General features: G+C 70.6%; 16 protein-coding genes. 12 read left to right on the top strand and 4 right to left on the bottom strand.

What is annotated here, in order from left to right:
• Nucleotides 1–147 precede the first annotated feature (147 nt).
• Nucleotides 148–1,002: a bifunctional 5,10-methylenetetrahydrofolate dehydrogenase/5,10-methenyltetrahydrofolate cyclohydrolase gene (locus tag ACIBH1_RS19230; RefSeq protein WP_397315140.1), complete on the top strand. Its 855-nt coding sequence runs from the start codon at nt 148–150 to the stop codon at nt 1,000–1,002.
• A 29-nt stretch (nt 1,003–1,031) separates the two neighbouring features.
• Complete coding sequence (locus ACIBH1_RS19235) at nt 1,032–1,760, top strand: hypothetical protein (RefSeq protein ID WP_397315141.1); 729 nt, start codon at nt 1,032–1,034, stop codon at nt 1,758–1,760.
• Between the two features lie 49 nt (nt 1,761–1,809).
• Here the strand turns inward: ACIBH1_RS19235 and ACIBH1_RS19240 are convergent, their stop codons facing one another.
• Nucleotides 1,810–3,492 carry a DUF2264 domain-containing protein gene (locus ACIBH1_RS19240; protein WP_397315142.1) on the bottom strand — a complete coding sequence of 561 codons (1,683 nt, stop codon included), beginning with the start codon at nt 3,490–3,492 and terminating at the stop codon, nt 1,810–1,812.
• Between the two features lie 122 nt (nt 3,493–3,614).
• Here ACIBH1_RS19240 and ACIBH1_RS19245 point away from each other — a divergent pair, with 122 nt between their 5' ends.
• From ACIBH1_RS19245 to ACIBH1_RS19280, 8 genes are all read left to right on the top strand, one after another.
• Nucleotides 3,615–4,649, top strand: a complete 1,035-nt coding sequence (locus ACIBH1_RS19245; protein WP_397315143.1) for a substrate-binding domain-containing protein — start codon at nt 3,615–3,617, stop codon at nt 4,647–4,649.
• Between the two features lie 90 nt (nt 4,650–4,739).
• Entirely contained in the window at nt 4,740–6,038 is a 1,299-nt protein-coding gene (locus ACIBH1_RS19250; RefSeq protein WP_397315144.1) for an ABC transporter substrate-binding protein, read from the top strand.
• 70 nt (nt 6,039–6,108) lie between these two features.
• Nucleotides 6,109–7,041 carry a carbohydrate ABC transporter permease gene (locus tag ACIBH1_RS19255; protein ID WP_397315145.1) on the top strand — a complete coding sequence of 311 codons (933 nt, stop codon included), beginning with the start codon at nt 6,109–6,111 and terminating at the stop codon, nt 7,039–7,041.
• Nucleotides 7,038–7,874, top strand: coding sequence for a carbohydrate ABC transporter permease (locus tag ACIBH1_RS19260; protein WP_397315146.1), 837 nt, complete (start codon nt 7,038–7,040; stop codon nt 7,872–7,874). Before ACIBH1_RS19255 ends, ACIBH1_RS19260 begins: the two co-directional genes overlap by 4 nt.
• Nucleotides 7,871–8,860: a hydroxyacid dehydrogenase gene (locus ACIBH1_RS19265; RefSeq protein WP_397315147.1), complete on the top strand. Its 990-nt coding sequence runs from the start codon at nt 7,871–7,873 to the stop codon at nt 8,858–8,860. The genes ACIBH1_RS19260 and ACIBH1_RS19265 overlap by 4 nt, the downstream gene beginning before the upstream one ends.
• 61 nt (nt 8,861–8,921) lie before the next feature.
• Nucleotides 8,922–9,677: a hypothetical protein gene (locus ACIBH1_RS19270; RefSeq protein WP_397315148.1), complete on the top strand. Its 756-nt coding sequence runs from the start codon at nt 8,922–8,924 to the stop codon at nt 9,675–9,677.
• Nucleotides 9,678–9,913: 236 nt separating this feature from the next.
• The gene (locus ACIBH1_RS19275) at nt 9,914–10,558 is read left to right on the top strand and encodes a hypothetical protein (RefSeq protein ID WP_397315149.1); all 645 of its coding nucleotides are present in this window, start codon (nt 9,914–9,916) and stop codon (nt 10,556–10,558) included.
• A gap of 208 nt (nt 10,559–10,766) precedes the next feature.
• Nucleotides 10,767–12,434: a hypothetical protein gene (locus ACIBH1_RS19280; protein ID WP_397315150.1), complete on the top strand. Its 1,668-nt coding sequence runs from the start codon at nt 10,767–10,769 to the stop codon at nt 12,432–12,434.
• A gap of 62 nt (nt 12,435–12,496) precedes the next feature.
• On the opposite strand, the gene ACIBH1_RS19285 is transcribed toward ACIBH1_RS19280, so the two are convergent.
• The 3 genes from ACIBH1_RS19285 to ACIBH1_RS19295 all read right to left on the bottom strand — a co-directional run bounded on the left by ACIBH1_RS19285 (nt 12,497) and on the right by ACIBH1_RS19295 (nt 16,655).
• Nucleotides 12,497–13,981: a nickel/cobalt transporter gene (locus ACIBH1_RS19285; RefSeq protein ID WP_397315151.1), complete on the bottom strand. Its 1,485-nt coding sequence runs from the start codon at nt 13,979–13,981 to the stop codon at nt 12,497–12,499.
• Nucleotides 13,978–15,186: a tetratricopeptide repeat protein gene (locus tag ACIBH1_RS19290; RefSeq protein ID WP_397315152.1), complete on the bottom strand. Its 1,209-nt coding sequence runs from the start codon at nt 15,184–15,186 to the stop codon at nt 13,978–13,980. The genes ACIBH1_RS19285 and ACIBH1_RS19290 overlap by 4 nt, the downstream gene beginning before the upstream one ends.
• A gap of 83 nt (nt 15,187–15,269) precedes the next feature.
• Nucleotides 15,270–16,655 (bottom strand): DUF4331 domain-containing protein, encoded by a 1,386-nt coding sequence (locus ACIBH1_RS19295; protein ID WP_397315153.1) that lies wholly within the window; start codon nt 16,653–16,655, stop codon nt 15,270–15,272.
• A gap of 193 nt (nt 16,656–16,848) precedes the next feature.
• Between ACIBH1_RS19295 and ACIBH1_RS19300 the strand changes: the two genes are divergently transcribed.
• Both ACIBH1_RS19300 and hutU read left to right on the top strand, forming a co-directional pair.
• Complete coding sequence (locus ACIBH1_RS19300) at nt 16,849–18,606, top strand: ABC transporter ATP-binding protein (RefSeq protein ID WP_397315154.1); 1,758 nt, start codon at nt 16,849–16,851, stop codon at nt 18,604–18,606.
• 63 nt (nt 18,607–18,669) lie between these two features.
• On the top strand, nt 18,670–20,319 hold the full coding sequence (gene hutU / locus ACIBH1_RS19305; RefSeq protein ID WP_397315155.1) for a urocanate hydratase: 1,650 nt from the start codon (nt 18,670–18,672) through the stop codon (nt 20,317–20,319).
• Nucleotides 20,320–20,335: the final 16 nt, after the last annotated feature.

Raw genomic sequence — 20,335 nt, forward strand, 5'->3', positions numbered from 1 at the left:
CTCGCCGGAGCCGCTGGATTTTTGCTGAACCCGTCCCATCGGGCATCCTGGAGGCCAGCGCGACTGGCGGCCGGAGGATGGAATCGACCATCGGGGAGTTCGTCGTGGGAGCCGACCGCCTGGGCGACCACGTGACGAGGGAGTCGTATGTCCAACGCGAGGATGCTGCCGGGTGGCCCGGTGGCCGAGGCGATTCTGGCCGATGTCCGCAAGCGCGTCGAGGCCATGAAGGCCCAGGGTGTGGCGCCGTCGCTGGCCACCATCCTGGTGGGCGACGACGACGCGAGCGCCGGCTACATCCGCATCAAGCAGAAGCAGGCGGCCGAGCTCGGCTTCGAGTCGCCGCACACCCACCTGCCCGCCGACGCCAAGCAGGAGGACCTGCTGGCCGTCATCCAGGGCTACAACGACGACCGCGCCGTCCACGGCGTGCTGGTGCAGTATCCGGTGCCCGGCCACCTCGACTACGACGCGGCGCTGCAGTCGCTCGACCCCGACAAGGACGTCGACGGCCTGCACCCGCTGAACATGGGTCGCCTGGCGCTGGGCATGCCGGGCCCGCTGCCGTGCACTCCCGCCGGCATCGAGGAGATCCTGGCCTTCTACGAGATCCCCGTCTCCGGCAAGAACGTGGTCATCCTGGGCCGCGGCGCGACCCTGGGCCGGCCGCTGGCGATGATGCTGGCGCAGAAGCGGCCGACCGCCAACGCCGCCGTCACGGTGGTGCACACGGGCGTGCCCGACTGGGCCGACTACACCCGCCGCGCCGACATCCTGATCGCCGCCGCGGGCGTGCCGGGCATCATCCAGCCCGAGCACGTACGGCCCGGCGCGGTGGTCATCGGCGGCGGCGTGCGCTACGAGGGACGCCGCCTGCTGCCCGACGTCGACGAGTCGGTGGAGGAGGTCGCGGGCGCGATCACGCCGCGGGTCGGCGGCGTGGGTCCCACGACTGTGGCCATGCTGTTCCGGAATGCTATTGCCGCTGCCGAAAGGGCGTAATTTCCCGCAAGTCGTGCTTTCGTAGAGAGATGAGCCCGACACGGTTAGGCCAGGTGCGCTGGTGGGCGGCGCGGCTGCTCACCACCTCCGGGTTGCTGCTCATGGTGGGGGGAGCCGGGCTGGGCATGGCCAGGCTCCAGCTGAGCCCGGAGATCGTGGGCATCGCCCCGCTCCCGGGTGTGGAGACCTTCGAGGTGGTCAGGCCGCTGCCGATCGACGGGCCCGCGGGCGAGGGCGTCGTCCTGCACGCCGAGTGCCTGAGCGGCTGCCCGGTCCTGCTGATCACGCGGCAGGGCGGCGAGTTCCACCTGGGGCCCGGCGTCTCGCTCGACACCACCACGCTGTCACCCGACGGCCGCCTGCTGGCGACCTCGCGTCCCGGCGGCGGCGTGCTGGTGCGCGAGCTGACCAGCGACAGCGACACGCTCGTGGTGCCGCCCAGGTCTGAGCCCGGCGACTCGCGGCTGGTGCCATGGGGGTGGACGGGCGACCTGCTGGTGATGCGGCACGTGCGGGCCGGACGCGACGGGTTCTCCACGGCAGGGCTCGACGGGAGCAGGGCTCACGACCTGAAGCCGACCGCGGCCGAGGCGGCGGGGATGCGCGGGACGGCGCTGACGCTCGACCTGGTCGCGTTGCGCGAGTCGGGTGAGCAGCGGCACCTGCGGCTCTACGCGCCGGACGGGACCGTCCGGGCCGATCTGTACGTGGATCGGCTGCGGTCGGTGATCTCACCGGCGGGTTACACGGTCCGCTGATCCCCGGGCGGCAGGCGGGCGTTGTTCAGCCCCCGCCGTCGGCCGGACCTCAGGCGGGGGTGGTCCAGCGCACGCCGTCGGGCCAGGTGAGCGTCAGGTGCTCCGCCGCCTCGACGGCGGGCAGGGGCTCGTCGTGCTCGCCCAGGATCGCGGCCGACACCGCCCAGCCGTCTGCCGCCACGCCTTCGAGCACCGGCACCGTGGCGGGGGCGCCGAAGGCCGTGCCCTCGGGCGCCCGTGCCACCGACGCGCGCGCGTAGCCGTACAGCCCGACCAGCCTCGACCTCGGATGCCCCTGCGACCGCAGGGTGACGCCGAGCCCGTCGGCCTGGCCGTCGCCGGGGATCGCCCAGCCGGTCTGGGTGACGGCCGAGCCGCCGGCCACGCGGTGGACGCGGATCTCGGTGGCGCCGCGCACCACGCTGAAGCTCGTCACTCCCTCCGAGGCCGAGCCCGCCCAGGCCAGCTCGCCTTCCTGCCCCGCGCCCAGCGGGACGATCTTCCCGCGTGTCACTCCACCGGCCGTGAAGTCGTTGTCCGCCACCCCGGCCGTCGGCCCCGTGCGGGTGGAGTAGGCGAAGCGGTCGTAGAGCGGGTCGCCGGAGTGGTGCTGGCTGCCGTGGTTGATCAGCCTGGCCACCTCGCCGGTGTTGTGCACGATCATCCCGGGCGCCGCCAGGGCGAGCACCCCGGTCGGCCCGCGCTCCTCTGCCTCGGTCCACACGGGGTGCTCGGGCGGCAGCAGCAGCCCGACGAAGGCCTTCGACGCCCAGTACGGCGAGGCGTAGCCGGAGTACGGCTGCAGCGAGGGCTCGTGCGGCCCGTGGTAGCCGAGCGTGAGCAGCCCTTCGGGTGACAGCGCCCCCGCGTCGAGGAAGTGCCGCAGCACCGACGAGGCGATGCCCCTGGTCTGGCCGGGCCGCAGGGGAGTGGCCTCGATGAGCGCTCCGGCGAACAGCGACGACACCGAGCCGAAGCGGTAGGTGAGCGAGCGCCCGTGGTAGAGCATGCCGCCGCCGTGGTCGAAGGTGAGCGCGTAGCCGCGCAGGAACTCGCGCAGCCGCGTGCCGTACACGCCCTGCTCGCGGCCCGACAGCAGGTGGTGGAGCACCGGGTACAGGTGCATGGCCCAGCCGTTGTAGTGGTCGAAGGAGCGGTTGGCGCCGTCGGAGTACCAGCCCTCGCCGACGTACCACTCCTCGATGCGCTCCAGCCCGCGCGGGTCGGCCTGGCGCCCGGCGGCCGACAGGAAGCCGCCGACCATGACGGGGAAGAGCCACCAGTTGTTGTCGACGGGCTCGTGGTCGAGGGCGCCCGACAGCCATCCGGCGACGGCGTCCTGGGTCGCGGCCGGCAGGGTGTCCCACAGCCGTTCGCGGGTCAGCCACAGGCACAGGGCGATCGAGGCCGCCTCGACCATGGACTGGGAGCGGTCGGTGATCGGCGGCCACACGCTCGGCCCGGCCTCCAGCCCGATCCGGTACGGCTCCAGCAACCCGGCGGGGCCCCCGCCCGCCACCCGGAAGGCGGCGAGCAGGAAGGTGCGCGCGTATCCCTCCAGCCCGTCGCAGTGCGACCAGCTCTCGCGCCCGGGAAGCACGACCTCGGCCCGGTCGGCGCTGCGATAGGGCTCGACGGCGGCGAGCAGTCCGTCGGCGACGGCCTCCCAGTGCGCCCGGGTCCACCCGGTGATCGGACTGAGCGATCGATCTTCCGGCGGGAGAACGAACATGCGGGGGCCTCCAGAGAACGCGGGTGGCCGAAAACGTATCAGAGTGATCGAACGAAAGAAACGTTCACAAACGAAAGCTGCACTCGGTAGGATCGGTCTGTCGAGTCCTAAGGAGCCCCCCAGTGTTCGTCGAGCAACGCCATGAACTCATCCTCCGCGAGGTGCGCGAGCGCGGCTCCGTGCGCCTGGCCGAGCTGGCGGAGAGCCTGGGCGTGTCCATGGTCACGCTGCGCAGGGACGTCGAGCACCTGGCCGGGCGCGGCCTGGTCCACCGGGTGCACGGCGGCATCACGCTGCCGGAGCCGGCCCAGGAGAGCACGCCGCGCGAGACGATGACGATCGGCATGTTGGTCCCCGCCGCGACCTACTACTACCCGAACGTGATCAGGGGCGCCCGCGAGCGCGCCGCCGAGCTGGGCGCACGCCTGGTGCTCGGGGTCTCGCGCTACGACGAGGCCGAGGAGCGCATGCAGGTCAAGCAGCTGATCAACGGCGGGGTCGACGGCCTGCTGCTGACCCTGACCAGGCAGCCCGACGCGAGCCACGCCGGGTGGCTGTCCGGCATCGGCGTGCCCGCCGTCCTGGTGGAGCGCAAGGCGGAGCTGGGCGGGGCGGCCTCGCTGCTCGACGCGGTGGCCTCCGACCATCCCCACGGCGCCTTCCTGGGCGTGCGGCACCTGGCCGAGCTGGGGCATCGCCGCGTGGCCATGGTGACGCGGGTCAGCCCGACCGCGCCGCGCATCCGCGAGGGTTTCCTGGCGGCCGTGCGCGCCTTCGACCTGGACGATCCGGGCGAGCTGGCGATCGATCAGGACGGTCCGACCGACACGCAGGCCGACGCGGTGGTCGAGGCGATCAGGAGCGGCGTCACTGGCCTGCTGGTGCACAACGACGAGGACGCCTTGTTGCTGGTGCAGCACCTGCGGGTGGCCGGGGTGAGGCTGCCGGACGAGGTGTCGATCGTCGCCTACGACGACGAGGTCGCGGCGCTCAGCGATCCGCCGCTCACCGCGGTCGCCCCGCCCAAGGCCGCCGTCGGCCGCCATGCCGTCGACCTGCTGGTTCGCCGGATCCAGGAGGGACCGAGCATGCCCGGCCAGCACCTAGCCTTGCTGCCGGAGCTTCGGGTTCGCGATTCTTCGATCGCTCACGAGTGAAATACTTTCGTTACTGATCGATCACTAGACATTCGATCGAAAGTGAGCGAATGATGTTCCATCGCGATTGATTCCCCCCAAGGAGCAACGATGGGACGCACACTCGCCGTCGCCGCGGCGCTGGCCGGCATGTCTCTTCTCGCCGCTTGCGGAGGCGAGAGCGCCGCTCCCGCCGCCGCGCCGGCCGGACAGCCCGCCACGGTCACCTTCTGGGGCTGGGCCAAGGGCACCCAGCAGGTCGTCGACGCCTTCAACAAGTCGCACAAGGACATCCAGATCACGTTCGAGGAGATCCCCTCGGGCAACGCGGGCGGCTACGCGAAGTTCGCCAACGCGGTGAAGGCCGGCAACGCGCCGGACGTGATGTCGATTGAGTACCCGCAGCTGCCCGACTTCGTCAACCAGGGCGCGCTCCAGGACATCAGCGCCGAGGTCGGCGACGTCAAGGCGAAGTACCCCGCCAACGTCTTCAGCCTGGTCGAACTGGGCGGCAAGGCCTGGTCGCTGCCGATGGACGCCGCCCCGCAGGTCTTCTTCTACCGCAAGGACCTGTTCGAGGCGAACAAGATCGAGGTCCCCAAGACCTGGGACGACTTCCGCGCCGCCGCCGAGAAGGTCAAGAAGGCCGACGGCAAGGCCCGCATCGCCACCTTCTTCCCCGACGACCCCAGCGTGCTCACCGCCCTGTCCTGGCAGGCCGGCGCCAAGTGGTTCGGCGCCGAAGGCGACGCCTGGAAGGTCTCCATCGACGACGAGGCCACCAAGAAGGTCGCCGGCTACTGGCAGGGCCTGGTCGAGGACGACCTCGTCAAGGTGCAGGCCTCCTTCTCCCAGGAGTGGAACGCCGCCTTCGAGGACAACTCGCTGTGGGGCTACGTCGGCGCCAACTGGGGTGCGGGCGTGATGAAGGGCAACCACGCGGGCCAGGCCGGCAAGTGGGCCATCGCACCGGTTCCGAACTGGGGCACGCCCGCCAGCGGCATGCTCGGCGGCACCACCTTCGGCGTCAGCGCCAACAGCAAGAACACCAAGGCCGCCGTCGAGGTCATCAAGTGGCTGACCGGCTCGGAGGAGGCCTGGACCGCCCGCCTGTCGTCGGGCACCTCCAGCGGCTTCCCCGCCATCCCCGGCCTGGTGCCGGTCGCGCAGAAGTCCTTCGACGCCTCCTTCTACGGCGGGCAGGACATCTACGCGCTGTTCACCGAGGCCTACGGCAGCATCCAGCCCGGCTGGACCTGGGGCCCGAGCATGGTCCAGGTGCTGACCGCCTTCAAGGACTCGCTCGGCAAGGTCTCCACCGGCGGGATCACCATCCCCGAAGTGCTGGAGAGCGTCCAGCAGGCCACCGTGGCCGAGATCAAGGGCCGCGGCCTCAACGTCGCCGCCTGACCTCTCGAACCCGCCGCCCGTGCCCGCCGTGAAAGGCGGGCACGCCGGCCGACCCGCCGTAAGGAAACGCATGGCAACCACCGTCGAAGCGCCGCCGCCCACCCGGGACAGGCCGCGACCCTCGCCCCGCCGTACCGAGAGCTGGCGCAGGCGCGGAGCGATCACGCTGTTCACCGCGCCGTTCTTCGTGCTGTTCGCAGGGGTCATCGTGGCTCCGCTGGGCTACGCGCTCTACCTGAGCCTGTTCAGCGAGAAGTCCTCCGGCCTGGGCTTCGGCGGCAAGGAGACGGTCTTCGTCGGGCTGTCGAACTACCTCGACACGCTGGCCGACCGGGCCTTCACCGACGGCTTCCTGGTGGTGGCCGGCTACTGCCTGATCTACATCCCGCTGATGATCGGCGGGGCGCTGGCCCTGGCGCTGCTGCTCGACTCGGGGCTGGCCCGGCTGAGCAGGTTCTTCCAGCTGGCCCTGTTCATGCCGCACGTGGTGCCCGGGGTGATCGCCGGACTGATCTGGCTCTACCTCTACACCCCGGGCATCAGCCCGATCATCGACCTGCTCGGCGACGTCGACTTCCTGGGAGCGAGCAACGTGCTCGGCTCGGTGGTCAACATCGCCCTGTGGGAGTGGATCGGCTACAACATGATCATCTACTTCGCGGCGCTGCAGGCCATCCCGCGCGAGGTGATCGAGGCGGCCACCATCGACGGCGCGGGAGCCTTCAGGACCGCGATCTCGGTGAAGCTGCCGCTCATCAGGGCCGCCGTCATCACCACCGTGCTGTTCACGATCATCGGCTCGCTGCAGCTGTTCACCGAGCCCATGGTGCTCGACAACCCCAGCGACGGCGTGGTCAGCACCTGGACGCCGAACATGTACGCCTACACCGAGGCCTTCGCCAAGAACGACTACGGCCAGGCCGCCGCGTCGAGCCTGATCCTCGCCGGGCTGGCCGCCGCGCTGTCGTTCTTCGTCACGAGGTGGGGGAACAGGACACGATGAACCGCCTGATGTCCAGGGGCGCGGTCAACGCCCTGCTTGTCCTCGCGGCCGCCTACACGCTGCTGCCGCTGAGCTGGCTGCTGTTCTCCTCGACCAAGTCGCTGCCCGACCTCTACGCCACGAGCGGCTTCGCCTTCGGCGACTTCAACCTGGGCGCCAACCTCGCCAAGGTCACGGGGGAGGGTGAAGGGATCTTCTTCCGCTGGTATCTCAACAGCGTGCTGTACGCCGGGGTGGGCGGAGCGATCAGCGCCCTGGTCAGCGTGATGTGCGGCTACGCCTTCGACAAGTACGCCTGGCTGGGCAAGGAGAAGCTGTTCGGGCTGGTGCTGCTCGGCGTGCTGGTGCCCACCACCGCCACCGCGCTGCCGTTGTACCTCCTGGCCTCCAAGGCCGGGCTGGTCAACACCTTCTGGGCGGTCTTCATCCCGGTGCTGGTCCACCCGTTCGGCGTCTACCTGGCCAGGGTGCTGTCGTCCGGCTACGTGCCCGGCGAGGTGCTGGAGGCGGCCCGCTCCGACGGCGCGGGCGAGGTGCGCACCTTCTTCTCGATCGCGCTGCCCATGCTCAAGCCCGCGTTCGTGACGATCTTCCTGTTCCAGTTCACCGCCATCTGGAACAACTTCTTCCTGCCCCTGGTCATGCTGTCGGACCAGAAGCTCTTCCCGCTCAGCCTCGGCCTGTTCTCGTGGAACTCCCAGGCCTACGCCTTCCCGGAGTACCAGACCCTGACGATCACCGGCGCGCTGCTGTCGATCGTGCCGCTGCTGGTGGTCTTCGGCTTCCTGCAGCGGTTCTGGAAGGCCGGCATGACCGCGGGGAGCGTCAAGTGACCACAGCACGACCCAGGACGCTCGTCGCCATGAGCGCCGACGTCGCCGAACGCCTCATCCAGGGGCCCGTCCGCAGCCGCCTGTCCATGATCGCCGACGTCGACCCCGGCCTGGTGGTCACCGACTTCTCCCAGGCGGACCTGGCCGGGGTCGAAGTGCTGTTCACCTCGTGGGGCTGCCCTCAGGTCACCGCCGAGGTGCTCGACCGCGCGCCCCTGCTCAGGGCCGTCGTGCACGCGGCCGGCTCCGTCAAACACCACCTGACCGACGCGGTCTGGCAGCGCGGCATCGCCGTCTCCTCGGCCGCCGCCGCCAACGCCGAACCGGTCGCCGAGTTCACCCTCGCGTCGATCCTGTTCGCCAACAAGCGCGTGATCGACATCGCCCGCACCTACCGCACGGAACGGCGCAACGGCGACTGGGACCGGCTCCACCCCGGCTTCGGCAACTACCGCAAGACCGTCGGCGTCGTCGGCGCCTCCCGCATCGGCCGCCGCGTGATCGAACTACTGCGCCCCTTCGACCTGGAGGTGCTGGTCAGCGACCCGTATCTGCGCGACGACCTCGGGGTGCCCACCGTCGGCCTCGACGAGCTGATCGAACGCTCCGACGTGGTCTCGCTCCACGCGCCCGACCTGCCGGAGACCCGGCACCTCATGGACGCCCGGCGGCTGGCCCGCATGCGCGACGGCGCCACGCTGATCAACACCGCCCGCGCCGCCCTCGTCGACCAGGACGCGCTCACCCGCGAACTGGTCTCCGGGCGCCTGTACGCCGTGCTCGACCACACCGAGCCGGAGTTCCTGCCCGCCGGCTCGCCCCTCTACGACCTGCCCAACGTGCTGGTCACCCCGCACATCGCCGGCTCGCTCGGCGGCGAGCTGGCCAGGATGGCCGACCTGGCCGTGGACGAACTGGCCCGCTACGCGCGCGGGCTCCCCTTCGAGCACGCCGTCGAGCCCGCCAGCCTGTCGCGCTCCGCCTGAGCACGGGCGCCACCGGGGCGTCGCCGCGGCAGAGGTACGGCAGGCATACCCTTGAGTGACGATGGGGGAGTGGTTTCAGCAGGGAATCATCGCGACGGGACGGCTGCCGCTGTTCTGCTTCTTCGCCGCGCTCATCAGCGCCTTCCTCGCCACTCGCGTCAACGTGCGCCTCATCCGCGCCAAGATCGGCTGGTTCCGCAACGTCAACGTGGGTGACATGCACATCCACCACGTCGTCTTCGGCGTGGTGCTCATGCTCGTCGGCGGCGTCACCGGCCTGATGGTCTCAGGCTCCCAAGGCTGGTACGCCGTGGCCGCCACCGTCTTCGGCATCGGCGCCGCGCTCGTGCTCGACGAGTTCGCCCTGATCCTCCACCTGCACGACGTGTACTGGGAGGAGGAGGGCCGCACCTCGGTCGACGCGGTGTTCGTCGCCATCGCCATCACCGGCCTGCTCCTGGTGGGGCTGCGCCCGCTCGTCATCGACTACGGCGGCTTCTTCGCCAGCGCCTGGTTCATGGTCGGCAACCTGTTACTGGCCATCATCACCCTGCTCAAGGGCAAGATCTGGACCGGCCTCGTGGGCCTGTTCGTCCCCCCGCTGCTGCTCGTCGGCGCCGTCCGCCTGGCCCGGCCCGGCTCGCCATGGGCGCACTGGTTCTTCGCCGGAAGGCGCCCGCGCAAGCTCGCCACCGCCATCCACCGCGAGGAACGGTGGCGGCGGCCGGTGATCAGGGCCAAGATCGCCGTCCAGGAGTTCGTCTCCGGGCGCCACGACCTGCCCTCCACCCGCAAACGCCGCGGCCAGACGGGGTGACACCGCCCGTCGAGGAGCGCGTCCTCACCGCGATCCGGCCCCTGCATGACGCCTACGAGCTACTGCTCGCGGGCACCCACGCCCTCCAGGCACACGGCCTCACCGGTCATCCCCACCCTGGCCTCACGTTGGTCATCCCCACACCGCGTGACCTTCGGCCCCCCGCGAACGCCGTAGATGCCGGGGTCGCCGGGGTCGAGGGGGTCGCTGGGATCGGCGGGGTCAACGGGGACGTCATGCACGCCGGGGTTGCCGCGCCTGGCACCGACGCCGCGCTTGGCACCGACGCCGCGCTTGGCACCGACGCCGCGCTTGGCACTGACCCTGCGCTTGGCACCGACGCCGCGCCTGCCACTGACCCTGCGTTTGGCACCGACGCCGCGCCTGCCGTCGGCGCCATCGATGCCATCCACGCCGTCGACGCCATCGCCCAAGCCCTGCTCGCTGACGGCCTCACAGTCGCGCCGTACCGCGACGGCCTGCTCGTGGCCGGGTCGTTCGAGGTCACCGTGATCGCCGTGGCCCTGCGCCACCCGCCCGTGGCCCACGACCCGCTGCCGGTCGTCGCTCTCGACGACGCCGTGGGCCTCGCCGTACGAGCCCTTCACGACCGGGGACTGGCCCGCGACGTGATCGACGTCGCCTCGGCCGCGCACCTGTACAGCTTCCTGGAGCTGGAGGGTTGCGGCCGGGCCCACCACGACTCCTTCTCGGTGCACGAGCTGCTCATGCGCCTGGAGTTCGTGGAGGAGATGGACGACGAACGGCTCGACGGCAAGATACGCGCGCTGGTGCTGTCGTGGATCGAGGAGATCAAGCTGCGCCGGGCCGAGGAGGGCGACATCGACGCCGACGACCCGGACCTTCCCGGGATCGACTAGCCGGTAACGATCTGATCTCGGCGGCTTGGGAGTGACCTGCGCAGATAGCGGAGTGTCATGGTTGCGGGCGCGAGACGGGGCGTGATCATCCCTGCTCGCTTGATATGCGAATACATTTTCGATACATGCCATGGTCACTACCTGTGGATCTTGACCGCGTTCCTCCCGTCTGGCTTGATCAGGACGTTCATCAGTCAGGGGAGAATGCATGCACGGTTTCCGGTCGATTCGTCGGTTAGCGGCTCTTGCCGCCGCGCTCGTCACCACAGTCGGACTTCTGGCGGTCGCCAGCCCGGCCGCCCAGGCCGAGGACACCACCACCGATCTCGGTATCAGCCTGAGCTCCTACAGGCTGGGCGGCGATGTGGCGGCCGGGGGCGGCCACATCTTCGTGTCGGCCGATGACCGGATCATCGCCACCGATGCCGCGGGCCAGTTCGCAGGCGCGTTCCTGTACCTGTCGTACGTGGCGGACCTGGCGACGAACGCGGATGGCACCCGGCTCTACGCCGCTTTGCGAGGATCCAACGAGGTCATCGAGATCAACGCGGCCAACCCCGCCATCCTGCGTCGGATCGACCTGGCCGCCTACCCCTGTCCGAGCCATCTGGCCCTGAAGGGGAGCCGGATGTGGATCGGATACGGGTGCGAGACGCGGGAAGGCGGCGTCGTCAGCCTCGACCTGTCCGATCCGGAGGCCGCTCCCAACCCGCTCGTCAGCGGGAGGTACGGTACGCCCAAGGTCGCCGCGGCCGGAGACCGCCTGGTGTTCGGCGACACCGGAATCAACCCTTCCAGCCTTTTCGTCTATGACGTGAGCGCCGCGTCGCCGACGCTGCTGGGTGAGATCGACGGCCACGACCACAGCCTGTACAACCTCCAGGATCTCGCCCTGTCCCCGGACGGCGCGATGCTCGTCTCGGCCTTCGGCTCGCCCTACCGGCACGACGCGTGGGACACCACCACGCTCACGAAGATCCGCTCGTACGGAGAATCGGATCCCTTCCGCGGTTACCCAGCCGCCGCACGGTTCAGCGCCGACGGGAAACACCTGGCGCTCGGATGGACGCGTGACGCCACTCGGAACATCGAGCTCTACGAGGTCGCCACGGGCGCCATCCTGTCCACGAAGACCAATTCCGCCGGCGACATGGTTGAGGGGAGCATCGCCTTCTCGGGATCCGACATGGTCTCGGTCCTCAGGACCTCCGGCAGCGACGCCCTTCACCTCTGGCGAGCGGAAGGGCCGGGCCGCAAGGCCTCGACCCTGATTCTCAGGGGTCTGTCCGAGGCTCCCGTGCAGCAGCGGCTGGACCTGACCGGCCGGTTGGCGCTGGCAGGGGAGTCCGCTCCGGGTGCGCAGCCTCTCAAGGTGACCCGGCAGCATCCGGATGGCACCACCAGCACGATCGAGGGCGTGACCACGGCGGAGGACGGGAGCTTCACGGTCGAGGACGTCCCCCAGGCCCTGGGCAGGACCACGTACGAGGTGAGCTGGGAAGGAAACGCCGATCACCTGCCGAGCAGCGTCTCGTTCACCGTCACGCTCCGGGCGCAAGAGACGGCGGTCACGCTGACCGGGCCCACTGAGGAAGTGGCCGGACGGCAGCTTCAGCTCTCCGGCAGGCTGACTTTCGAGGGTCAGGCGCCGGGCGCGGGTCACTCGCTGAAGGTGACCCGCACGGTGCAACGTGGTGATCGCACGATCATCCTGAACCTTCCCGCGGTCACCACCGCCGTGGACGGGAGGTTCACCTTCTCCGACACCCCGGCCATCAGAGGGCAGTACACCTACAAGGTCGTGTGGGCGGGCACGGAGCTCGCCCTGTCCGCCGAGGCGAGCCATGCGGTCGCCGTCAGCGGGCGCCTGGGCTGATCGTCCGTCCGACGCGGGGTCCCGGTTGACCGGGGCCCCGCGTTCGGCGTTTCTCAGGGTCCTCAGAACACCCCGGCGGCCGAGCGGATCACCAGGCCGGTGCCGAGGAGGACGACCATGGCGGCGGTGCCGGTGGGGGCCAGGCCGGACAGGCGGGCGGCGAGCTTCATGCCGAAGGCGGCGCGGCGTTCCAGGCGGTCGGCGAGTTTGACGAGCAGCAGGCCGGTGGCGGTGAGGGTGGCGGCCATGCCCAGGCCGTAGGCGGTGACGAGGGCGATGCCGAACCAGGTGCGGCCCAGGGCGATGGCGCCGAGCAGGACGATGAGGGCCGAGGGGCTGGGTACGAGGCCGCCCGCGACGCCCAGGCCGATCAGGCCGGCTCGGCGGCTGCGGTGGGGGCGGCCTTCTTGGGAGGCGTTGTCGTGATCATGGCCGGGGTGGGCGGCGTGATCATGCCCGTGCCCGTGCCCGTGCTCGTGATCATGTCCACGCCCGTGCTCGTGATCATGCTCGTGGCCGTGCCCATGACCGTGCCCATGACCGTGCCCATGACCGTGCCCATGCCCATGCCCGTGCCCATGACCGTCGAGGCCGTGGCCGCGGAGGGCGGACCAGAGGAGGCGGGCGCCGATGAGGACGATGAGGATGCCGCTGGCCACGCCCAGCCACCCCAGCACCGACTCCCCGGCCAGGGAGCTGGCCAGGGTGAGGAGCACGCCCACGGCCAGGACCCCGGCCGTGTGGGTGACCGTGACGGTGGCGCCGACGACGAAGGCGTCGCGGGGGCGGCCGCGGCGGCCGGCGAGGTAGGCGGCCATGACCGTCTTGCCGTGCCCGGGGATGAGCGCGTGGCCCGCCCCGAGGACGGCGGCGAGGGCGACGGCGAGCAGGCCGAGGGGCACGGTGAGCGTGTCGGCGCCGATGAGGCCGGTGAAGACGCGGTCGATGTAGGCGAACAGGTCGCCGAGGAACCAGCCGGAGGGCAGCGAGGGGGCGGACGCGGCCGGCGAGGCGGCGCCGGTGACGGCGATGGTGGCCGAGCGCTGGTCGAGGGGCGAGGAGAGCAGGTCGGCGGGGTAGGAGCGCAGCTCGTCGCTGATGCTCGTCGAGGGCAGGGGGGCGCCGTCGGAGGTCGCCTGCCGTACGAGGGGGCCGACGGCGACGATCTCGCGCCAGCCGATGCGCTCCTGCTCGAACGCGTCGGTGAACTCGATCGTGGACGCCGGCCGTACGGTGGCGACGAGGGAGCAGGTGAGCCGGGAGGTCTCCAGGCCGCCCTGGCCGGGCTGGTAGGAGAACGTCGCGTCGGCCACCCGCCACGGCACCGGCGTGCCGTCGACGACGAGGCGCTGGGCGGAGGCGAGCGTGGCGCACTGTTCGGCGGCGGGGCGCGCGGTGGGCCTGCCCTGCAATGTGGGCAGTTCTGCGGCGTCGACCACGGCGGTGTTCTCGACGCGGTCGGCGAAGACTCGCAGGCCGTTGTAGTGGTTGACGGTGAAGTTGCCTAGCGGGTGCGCCAGCACGAGGGCGACGAGCAGCATTTTCATGAGAACCTCGCGAGCGCGGGCAGGGCGGGGTCGAAGGTCGGGTTGTAGGTGCGGGCCGGTGAGGTGCCGCGCATGCCGAGGGCCTGCTCGATCTCGGCCCGGTGGTGGTGCAGGAGGGCGTTGCGCCAGCCGGTCGCGGTGGCTTTCTCGGCGTACGGCAGAGCCTCGCGTGAGCGGCCCGCCCGGTGCAGCGCCCAGGCGAGCGCGTCGGCGGCGACGGGGTTGGGGTTGCGCCCGTACTCGGCGCGAGCGTGCCGTACGGCCAGCGCCGGGTCGCCGTGGTCGGCCTCGAACTCGGCCAGGGTCAGGTCGTCGAGCACTCCTGATTCGGTGGCCAGGCGCTGCTGGGCGCGCAGGAGGGTCCAGTCGGGGGCGAGTCCGGCCTTGATGCGCACCTCGCCGTACTCCACGAGGTACTGCGGCAGGGGCAGGCGCCCGACGACGGTTTCGTAGAGGGGCAGCGCCGTCTTGAGGTCGCCGGACAGGGCGTGGGCGCGGGCCTGGCCGGCCATGGCCGGGGTGAAGGAGGGCATCGCCTGCAGCGCCTGCCCGTACCACTGCTGCGCCTGGGCGAGCTCGCCCGATCGCAGCGCCAGTTCGCCCAGGTAGAAGCGGCAGTAGGCGAGGTCGGCCGGCTGGTAGGCGTCGGCGAGGGCGTATTCGAGGTGGCGTCGCGCTCCGGCGAGGTCGCCGCGCAGTTCGGCGGCGTAGGAGGCGCGGGTGAAGGCGGCGACGCCGGGACGCAGGGCGATCATGCGCTCGATGGCCTGGTCGGCCTGGGCGTGGTCGCCGAGCTGGGTGCGGGCGTCGGCCAGGACGCCGAAGGCGGTGGAGCCGTAGGGGTTGGCGGCGACGGCCCGTTCGGCGAGCCGTACGGCCTGGGAGAAGTCGTGGCGGGCGGCGGCGAGGGCGGCGCCGGCGGTGAGCACGGTGTCGTCCTGGGGCGCGAGCGCGTTTGCCTTGGTCAGGGCTTGTTCGGCCTTGGGGTAGAAGGCGGGGTTGCCGGTGATGCGGGCCTGCTCGAGGTGGTCGGTGGCGAGTCTGGCCCAGCCGCGGTAGTCGCCGGGCAGGCGCTGGAGGCGGGCTTGGAGGGTTTCGGTGGTGCGGGTGGCCGCGCTCTGCTGGGGCGGCGCGGCCAGGGTGGCGGCGGTGAAGATCAGCGCCCCGGCCAGCACGACGCCGCCTGCCGCGATGAGGACACGCATGAGCTGAGCTCCTTCGGACGGAAAGGGGGGACGGCGGGCTCCGGGGAGACGAGGGAGGGAGCCCGCCGAGTTCTGCTATGGCCTTACTTGGCTCCGGCGGTGTTCACGCCGGAGTTCGAGGGCAGGGCCATGTAGGGGAACGTCGAGCCGAACGGCTTGTCGTTGGCGTCGACCTTGTCGGTCAGGGCCGGGATGAGCTTGCCGGAGGTCGCGGCGCCGGCCAGCGCCTGGAGTTCGATGTCGACCACGTCGTCGGCCAGGCGGCGGCCGTTCGGGAAGCCCTGCAGGTCGCCGGCGAGCACGCCGAGCCGGTTGGGGTCCTTCGAGGGCGGGATCGTCATGTTGAGGCGCAGCATCTCGGCGGGACGCAGCTTGCCCGCGTCCTTGTTGAGGGTCTGCGAGTTCAGGTCGGCCATGATCGGGCCGTTGCCCTTGGCGATGCCGGTCAGGAAGATCTCGACCAGGTCGTTGCGCGGGGTGGCGGGCGCCTTGATGCCGTAGATGGCCTCCAGGAGCTTGGGCACCTCGGGCTCGGTGACGCGCTTGACGACGGCGGGGACGTCGGCGTCCTTGTGCGGGGGCAGCGCGTTGAAGGCGTCCTTCAGTCCTGCGGGCACGACGACCTCGTTGACCAGCGGGTTGCCCAGGCGGGAGACCTGGACATACCCGTCGGGGGTCCACTTGTCGACCGTGGTCCACACGCCGATGACCGGGTTGCGCTTGACGTCGCCCTTGAGGGCCAGGTCCTTGGCGGGCACCTGCACGCCCAGCGTGCTGATGTTGTAGCCGCGGACGCTGTCCTGGCCGACCTCGGACAGGTTGCCGCCGTAGAGCAGGTCGAAGACGCGCAGGTCGAGGAAGAAGGCGTCGTCGGACTGCCCGGCGTAGGTCTTGCCGCCGTTGGGCAGGTTGCGGATGGCCTGGTTCCTGAGCGTGCCGTAGTCGGGGATGGAGGCCGGGCCGACGTTGCTGGGGGCGGCGATCGCGTTGTTGACGAGCGTCTGGGTGCCCGACTCGGTGATCCGCTTGAGCGTGTAGCGCTGCTTGTAGAGCAGGTTGGGGTCGTCGAGCGAGGTCACGGGGCCGTTGTTGTACAGGAATGTGGTGTTGCCGCGCTTGTCGTCGTCGCGGAAGGTCCACTGGTAGCTGATGTCGGGCTTGGCGTCGCCGTCGTTGTCGATCCTGATGTAGTACCGCGAGCGGGTGTCCCAGGTGTAGAAGTTCGGGCCGCCGTTGGGCTCCTGGAAGGGGATCCAGTTGCCGAGCAGCGTGACGGTGTCGGGCTTGTCGGGGCTGACGAACGCGTAGACGTCGGTGTCGTCGTTGCGCGGGTCGCCCGCGATCATCGGGGCTTCGCGGTGTGAGGAAGCCGTGCCGGTGTCGGGCCGGAGGAAGGCGAGCGAGGAGGCGGTCAACGCCACCGCGACGCCTAGCCCGACTACTGCGCGCCGGTTGATCCGGAGCTCCATGGTTGGGTCCTTGTCTCGTGACTGTCGGAGAGAAGAGGTTCCGGCCGGGTTCCTCGACGCTCTATTCGTCGCGAGTGGGCGAGCGGATTGCATCTCCTTCTCAGGGAGTAGAAGTCAACTTTGGTTGACATACTTAGGTCGTCAATTTAGGTTGACCGGTGTAGAACCCGACCCCTGAAACGTTGGAGCAGGCATGAGTCAGGAACGCCCCGAGGGCACCGTCGACCCCGGGCCCAAAGCCCCCCTGCGTGACTTGTTCGCCTATCTGCGCCCCCATCGCTCGATCCTGGTGGTGGGCGGCCTGCTGTCCGTGCTCGGCTCGGGGGCGGCGCTGGCCATCCCCCAGGTGGCCGAGTACATCGTCAACGCCTTCGGCTCCGGCGAACCCGTCGGAGGACTGCTGATCGGATTGACGGTCGCCGTGATCGTGGGTGCGGCGATCATGGCCTTCGGCGGCTACATCATGGAACGCACCGGTGAGGGCATCGTCTACGACGCCCGCCGCAAGCTGGTCGACCGCATGTTCCGCCTGAAGGTCGCCGACGTCGACCGGCTCAAGCCCGGCGACCTGCTGTCGCGGGTCACGGGCGACACGACCCTGTTGCGCACGGTGCTGACCAACGGCCTGATCGAGTCGATCGGCGCCTTCTTCATGCTCATCGGCGCGATCGTGCTGATGGCGCTGAAGGACAGCGTGCTCTTCCTGGTCACCCTGCTGGTGCTGGTCGTGGTCGGCGGCATGGTCGCCACCCTGATGCCGCGCATCCAGAAGGCCCAGTTCAAGGCCCAGGAGGCGGTCGGCGACATGGGCGCGGTCCTCGACCGGGCCCTGCAGGCCTACCGCACGGTCAAGGCCAGCGGCGTGGAGGAGCGCGAGATCGCCATCGTCGGCGACGCCGCGGAACGGGCGCGCAAGCGCGGCGTTCAGGTCGCCGTGTGGGGCTCGCTCGCGGGCGTCTCCACCTGGGTGGCCTTCCAGATCGCCTTCGTGGCGGTCTTCGCCATCGGCGGCGCGCGCGTCGCCTCCGGGGCGCTGGAGGTGGCCGAGCTGATCGCCTTCTTCCTCTACCTGTTCTTCCTGGTCATGCCCATCGGCCAGCTCGTGCAGGGTGCCATCCTGGTCCAGAACGGCCTGGCCGCGCTGCAGCGCATGAAGGAGGTCGAGGACCTGCCCGCCGAGGAGACCGGCGTCGCCGTCGGTACGGCTTCGCACGAGCCCGTCGGGCTGACCTTCCAGGACGTGCACTTCCGCTACGGCGACGACCGGCCCACCGTGCACAACGGCGTCAGCTTCGAGGTGCCGCCCGGCGGCCTGACCGCCCTCGTCGGGCCCTCCGGCGCGGGCAAGTCCACGGTCTTCGCCCTGCTGGAGCGCTTCTACGAGCACCAGGAGGGCACGATCACGGTCGGCGGGCGCGACATCCGCGACTGGCCGCTCAACGACCTGCGCGCCTCGTTCGGCTACGTCGAGCAGGACGCTCCGGTGCTGGCGGGCACGCTCAGGGAGAACCTGCTCTTCGCCGCGAACGACGCCACGGAGGAGGAGCTGAGCCGGGCCATCAGGCGCACCAGGCTCGACGACCTGGTCTCGCGCCTGCCCGAGGGCCTGGAGACCGCGGTCGGCCACCGGGGCGTGCTGCTCTCCGGCGGCGAGCGGCAGCGGGTGGCCATCGCCAGGGCGCTGCTGCGCAAGCCGCGCCTGCTGCTGCTCGACGAGGCCACCTCGCAGCTCGACGCGGTCAACGAGCTGCGGCTGCGCGAGGTGATCGCCGAGGTGGCGGCGGAGACCACGGTGCTGGTGATCGCGCACCGTCTCTCGACCGTGACCAACGCCGACCGCATCGTGGTGATGGAGGGCGGCGCCGTGCGGGCGGTCGGCACCCACGACGAGCTGGTGGGGGAGGACGACCTCTACCGCGAGCTGGCCGCCACCCAGTTCCTGACCGCCTGACGACCGAAGGCCGCCTCTCCGTGTAATCTGCCTTTGAATAGGTTCATTCACGAAGGGGTGGCCATGAGCCGGACCGTCAGAGCACCGCGCGGCACCACGCTGACCGCGAAGGGCTGGCCTCAGGAGGCCGCCCTGCGCATGCTCCAGAACAACCTCGACCCCGAGGTCGCCGAGCACCCCGAGCAGCTGGTCGTCTACGGCGGCTCGGGCAAGGCGGCACGCGACTGGCCGTCGTTCGACGCGCTCGTGCGCACCCTGACCACGCTGGAGGGCGACGAGACCCTGCTGGTGCAGTCGGGCCGCCCGGTCGGCGTGTTCCGCACCCACGAGTGGGCGCCGCGCGTGCTCATCGCCAACTCCAACCTGGTGCCCGACTGGGCCAACTGGGAGGAGTTCCGCAGGCTGGAGGCGGCCGGGCTGACCATGTACGGGCAGATGACCGCCGGCTCGTGGATCTACATCGGCACCCAGGGCATCCTGCAGGGCACCTACGAGACCTTCGCCGCCGTCGCCGCCAAACGCTTCAACGGCACCCTGGCCGGCACGATCACGCTGACCGCCGGCCTCGGCGGCATGGGCGGAGCCCAGCCCCTGGCCGTCACCATGAACGGCGGCGTCGCGATCTGCATCGACTGCGACCCGCGCAGCGTCAAGCGCCGCATCGAGCACCGCTACCTCGACGTCGAGGCCGCCGACCTCGACGAGGCGCTGCGCCTGGCCTACGAAGCCCGCGACCAGCGCCGGCCGCTGTCGATCGGCGTGGTGGCCAACGCGGCGGAGGCGCTGCCCGAGCTGCTGGCCAAGGGCGCCGAGATCGACATCGTCACCGACCAGACCTCGGCGCACGACCCGCTCATGTACCTGCCGGTCGGGGTGGCCTTCGACGACATGGCCGCCGAGCGCGAGAAGGACCCCGCCGGGTTCACGCAGAAGGCGCGCGAGTCCATGGCCAGGCACGTCGAGGCCATGGTCGGCTTCCTCGACGCCGGAGCAGAGGTCTTCGACTACGGCAACAGCATCCGCGGCGAGGCGCAGCTCGCGGGCTACACCAGGGCCTTCGCCTTCCCCGGCTTCGTGCCCGCCTACATCCGGCCGCTGTTCTGCGAGGGCAAGGGCCCCTTCAGATGGGCGGCGCTGTCGGGCGACCCGGCCGACATCGCCAGGACCGACAAGGCGATCCTGGAGCTGTTCCCCGAGAACGAGCAGCTGGCGCGCTGGATCCGCATGGCGGGCGAGCGGGTGCACTTCCAGGGGCTGCCCGCGCGTATCTGCTGGCTCGGGTACGGCGAGCGGCACCTGGCGGGCGAGCGCTTCAACGACATGGTGGCCTCCGGCGAGCTCCAGGCCCCGATCGTGATCGGCCGCGACCACCTCGACTGCGGTTCCGTCGCCTCGCCGTACCGCGAGACCGAGGGCATGGCCGACGGCTCCGACGCCATCGCCGACTGGCCCCTGCTCAACGCGATGCTCAACACCGCGTCCGGCGCCGCGTGGGTCTCCATCCACCACGGCGGCGGGGTCGGCATCGGGCGCTCGATCCACTCCGGCCAGGTCACCGTCGCCGACGGTTCCGCGCTGGCGCGCGAGAAGGTCAGCCGGGTGCTCACCAACGACCCGGGCACCGGCGTGATGCGCCATGTGGATGCCGGGTACGACGAGGCCGTAGAGGTGGCGGAGAATCGAGGGGTGCGCATCCCGATGCGCGAGTCCTGAGAAGGCGGGTGGGGTG

The sequence above is a fragment of the Nonomuraea sp. NPDC050663 genome (assembly GCF_044456985.1).
GTDB lineage: Bacteria > Actinomycetota > Actinomycetes > Streptosporangiales > Streptosporangiaceae > Nonomuraea.

What these genes read in the sequence shown, in the direction of transcription:
- ACIBH1_RS19230 (WP_397315140.1), top strand. Translation starts at nt 148, where the DNA reads ATGTCCAACGCGAGGATGCTGCCGGGTGGCCCGGTGGCCGAGGCGATT.
- ACIBH1_RS19235 (WP_397315141.1), top strand. Translation starts at nt 1,032, where the DNA reads ATGAGCCCGACACGGTTAGGCCAGGTGCGCTGGTGGGCGGCGCGGCTG.
- ACIBH1_RS19240 (WP_397315142.1), bottom strand. Translation starts at nt 3,492, where the DNA reads ATGTTCGTTCTCCCGCCGGAAGATCGATCGCTCAGTCCGATCACCGGG.
- ACIBH1_RS19250 (WP_397315144.1), top strand. Translation starts at nt 4,740, where the DNA reads ATGGGACGCACACTCGCCGTCGCCGCGGCGCTGGCCGGCATGTCTCTT.
- ACIBH1_RS19255 (WP_397315145.1), top strand. Translation starts at nt 6,109, where the DNA reads ATGGCAACCACCGTCGAAGCGCCGCCGCCCACCCGGGACAGGCCGCGA.
- ACIBH1_RS19260 (WP_397315146.1), top strand. Translation starts at nt 7,038, where the DNA reads ATGAACCGCCTGATGTCCAGGGGCGCGGTCAACGCCCTGCTTGTCCTC.
- ACIBH1_RS19270 (WP_397315148.1), top strand. Translation starts at nt 8,922, where the DNA reads ATGGGGGAGTGGTTTCAGCAGGGAATCATCGCGACGGGACGGCTGCCG.
- ACIBH1_RS19275 (WP_397315149.1), top strand. Translation starts at nt 9,914, where the DNA reads ATGCACGCCGGGGTTGCCGCGCCTGGCACCGACGCCGCGCTTGGCACC.
- ACIBH1_RS19280 (WP_397315150.1), top strand. Translation starts at nt 10,767, where the DNA reads ATGCACGGTTTCCGGTCGATTCGTCGGTTAGCGGCTCTTGCCGCCGCG.
- ACIBH1_RS19285 (WP_397315151.1), bottom strand. Translation starts at nt 13,981, where the DNA reads ATGAAAATGCTGCTCGTCGCCCTCGTGCTGGCGCACCCGCTAGGCAAC.
- ACIBH1_RS19290 (WP_397315152.1), bottom strand. Translation starts at nt 15,186, where the DNA reads ATGCGTGTCCTCATCGCGGCAGGCGGCGTCGTGCTGGCCGGGGCGCTG.
- ACIBH1_RS19295 (WP_397315153.1), bottom strand. Translation starts at nt 16,655, where the DNA reads ATGGAGCTCCGGATCAACCGGCGCGCAGTAGTCGGGCTAGGCGTCGCG.
- ACIBH1_RS19300 (WP_397315154.1), top strand. Translation starts at nt 16,849, where the DNA reads ATGAGTCAGGAACGCCCCGAGGGCACCGTCGACCCCGGGCCCAAAGCC.
- hutU (WP_397315155.1), top strand. Translation starts at nt 18,670, where the DNA reads ATGAGCCGGACCGTCAGAGCACCGCGCGGCACCACGCTGACCGCGAAG.